This is a genomic window from Saccharomonospora iraqiensis subsp. paurometabolica YIM 90007 (genome assembly GCF_000231035.2).
In the GTDB taxonomy this organism is placed as follows: Bacteria; Actinomycetota; Actinomycetes; order Mycobacteriales; family Pseudonocardiaceae; genus Saccharomonospora; species Saccharomonospora paurometabolica.
The window spans coordinates 926-3,362 of record NZ_KI912200.1; the positions used below are offsets into that span (position 1 = coordinate 926).

4 protein-coding genes are annotated in these 2,437 nt (G+C 72.6%); all 4 read left to right on the forward strand.

What is annotated here, in order from left to right; all coding sequences use genetic code 11:
• On the forward strand, positions 1-764 hold a 764-nt coding region (locus tag SACPADRAFT_RS25210; protein WP_040923868.1), incomplete at its 5' end, for an MMPL family transporter.
• A 61-nt stretch (positions 765-825) separates the two neighbouring features.
• A complete protein-coding gene (locus SACPADRAFT_RS0202755) occupies positions 826-1,077 on the forward strand; it encodes a hypothetical protein (RefSeq protein ID WP_007027288.1) in 252 nt (83 codons plus the stop codon).
• Positions 1,078-1,198: 121 nt separating this feature from the next.
• Positions 1,199-1,672, forward strand: coding sequence for a BlaI/MecI/CopY family transcriptional regulator (locus tag SACPADRAFT_RS30220; protein WP_084258268.1), 474 nt, complete (start codon positions 1,199-1,201; stop codon positions 1,670-1,672).
• Positions 1,669-2,437, forward strand: a 769-nt coding sequence (locus SACPADRAFT_RS25220) for a M56 family metallopeptidase (protein WP_007027290.1), incomplete at its 3' end; no start/stop codon positions are given. The genes SACPADRAFT_RS30220 and SACPADRAFT_RS25220, both read left to right, overlap by 4 nt.

Genomic DNA, 2,437 nt, shown 5'->3' on the forward strand with positions numbered 1-2,437 from the left:
GGGTCGCCGAGGCGGAGCCGACCGGGACCGCGCGGGGCCTCGTGCGGATCGAGGCGGTGCTCACCGCACCCGCCGACTCGGACGCCGCGCTGGACACGGTGCAACGCCTGCGCGACTCGGTGCACGCCGTGGACGGGGCGGACGCCCTGGTCGGCGGGACGACCGCGGTCCAGCTGGACACCATCCGCACCTCCCAGCGGGACCTGGCGGTGATCATCCCGATCGTGTTGGCCGTGGTGTTCGCCGTGCTCGCGCTGCTGCTGCGGGCACTGCTGGCGCCGCTGCTGCTGATCGGAACCGTGGTGCTCTCCTTCGCGGCCACGATGGGCGTGGCGGGTCTGGTGTTCGAGTACGTGTTCGGGTTCCCCGGCGCCGACCCCGCGGTCCCGTTGTTCGGGTTCGTCTTCCTGGTGGCCCTGGGGATCGACTACAACATCTTCCTGATGACCCGTGTGCGGGAGGAGACGCGCACGAAGGGGACCCGGCAGGGCACGCTGCACGGCCTCACCGTGACCGGCGGGGTGATCACCTCGGCCGGGGTGGTGCTCGCGGCCACCTTCTCGGCCCTGGCGGTGCTGCCGCTGCTGTTCCTCGCGCAGATCGCGTTCATCGTGGCCTTCGGCGTGCTGCTGGACACGCTGGTGGTGCGGTCGTTGCTGGTGCCCGCCCTCACCGTGGACATCGGCGGCCGGGTGTGGTGGCCCTCGCGGCTCGACCGACCACGTTTCCGCACCTCGCATTCGGGAATGCCTACGTCCGCATGACCGTCGCCGCCCGGCGGCGACGCCGGTGAGCAACGACGACCGATGACGGAGGTGGCCGGGCATGGCCCAGTGCGAGGTGTGCGGCAACGACTACGCCATGACGTTCGAGATCCGCACCACGGGTGGCGGCGTGCACACGTTCGACTCGTTCGAGTGCGCCATCCACCGGATGGCGCCGATCTGCGAGCACTGCTCCTGCAAGGTGGTGGGGCACGGTATCGAGGTGGACGGCCGCTTCTACTGCTGCGCGCACTGCGCACGCCAGATGAGCGAGCACGGGCTGGAGGCCCGCGACGCCGTCGGCGTGACCTGACCATCCGCACCGGCCCGCCGTGCGGGCCGGTGACCCGTGCACCCGGTGCGCCATGCTGACTGCTCGACGTTCCCCGATGCATGGTTCAATCGCCTGCGGACCATGAGCGAAGGGGTGGACGTTGGCGAGGCTCGGGGAACTGGAGCGCGCGGTGATGGAGGTGCTCTGGGCGCACGACGGACCGGTCAGCGTGCGGGCCGTCCACGCCGCCCTCGATGACCGCGGGCTGGCCTACACCACCGTGATGACCGTGCTGACCCGGCTGGCGAACAAGAACGTCGTCAAGCGCACGCGGCAGGGACGGGCCTGGCTGTACGAGCCCGCCGCGGGGCGCGAGGCCTACGTCGCGGACCTGATGCTGGAGGCACTCGAACTCAGCGGGGACCGTGGCTCCGCGCTGGTGCACTTCGCCAAATCGGTGAGCAGCGACGAGGCCGACGCGCTGACCCGGGCGCTCGACCACGCGCACCGGCGTGCCGAAGGCGGGGCGGGCTTCCCCGGGGACCGGGCCGTACCACCACCGCACCCGCCGCAGGAGCCGGAAGCCCCGCAGGAGTCGCAACCGCCGCACGGGCAGCGGGGTGAACATTCGTGATCCTGGTGTGGCACCAGCTCGGCGCCGTCCTCGTCGCGGCGGGTGCCGTGGTCTGGTTGTCGGCCAGCCGCTGGACCCACGCCCACCCGCGTGCCGCGCTCGTGCTGTGGCAGATCAGCGGCCTCACCCTCGTGATCGCCCTCGTGGGCGCGCTGCTCGGGTTCGGGCTGGCGCCGTTCGCACGCGGGCTGCTGCCCGCACTGCTGGACCTTCCGCACCGGTGGGGGGAACTGGACGTCTGGCACCTGGCCGCGGTGTCGGCGGGGTTGCTGGCCGGCGCCTGGCTGGTGGTCAACCAGCTGTGGTGCCTGCGGGACACGGCGCGGGCGCGGGCCCGGCACCGGTTGCTGCTGCGGTTGGTCGCCGAGCCCGGCGGGGACGCAGCCGAACCCGGTGGGGACGCCCTGGTGCTCGACCATCCGGTCGCGGTGGCCTACTGCCTGCCCGGCAGGCACCCGGACATCGTGGTCAGCGCGGGCACCCGGCGACTGCTGGACCGTACGGAGCTGGCCGCGGTGCTGGCGCACGAACGGGCCCATGCGCGGGAACGGCACGATCTGGTGCTCGCACCGTTCCAGGCGTTGCGCAGGCTCGTGCCGCGCAGCCGGATGTTGACCGGCGTCTGCTCGACCATCGAGCTGCTGGTGGAGATGTGCGCCGACGACCGGGCCGCCCGCAGGCACGGACGGGAACCGCTGGCCCGTGCGCTGGAGCGGTTCCACGCCAACGGGGTCGCGGGCACGCCGACCGGGGCGCTGGGCGCGG

Excerpts from the sequence above, each read along its gene's own strand:
- SACPADRAFT_RS0202755 (WP_007027288.1), top strand. The coding sequence starts at position 826 with ATGGCCCAGTGCGAGGTGTGCGGCAACGACTACGCCATGACGTTCGAG.